Annotated in this window: 1 protein-coding gene; it reads right to left on the reverse strand. The window is 46.7% G+C overall.

Annotated features, from left to right (window positions below; all coding sequences use genetic code 11):
* A partial coding sequence (locus Q0835_RS30260) for a hypothetical protein (RefSeq protein WP_298967218.1) occupies nucleotides 1-197 on the reverse strand: 197 nt, incomplete at its 3' end.
* Nucleotides 198-259 lie beyond the last annotated feature (62 nt).

Raw genomic sequence — 259 nt, forward strand, 5'->3', positions numbered from 1 at the left:
TGTGCTCCTTTCTGAATACGCGCACGTCCTTTTTCCGCTTTTCCATCAACGAAAAGTTGATCCAGATCCGGATAGCCGTTGGAGCTGTAAGACAGCACTATTTCGTTCGCCCTGAAAAACCCTTTGGATCCTTGAATATTGGGGATTCCCATGGGGTTTGAAGTATTTGAAAATGCCAGAATTAGATCCTGATCCATTCATTTTCCGGTGTTTTTGCAATGCGCCCATGCGAGCCGTCCTCCGGCAAGAACGATCTCTT

The sequence above is a fragment of the uncultured Roseibium sp. genome (genome assembly GCF_947499295.1).
Classification (GTDB): Bacteria; Pseudomonadota; Alphaproteobacteria; order Rhizobiales; family Stappiaceae; genus Roseibium.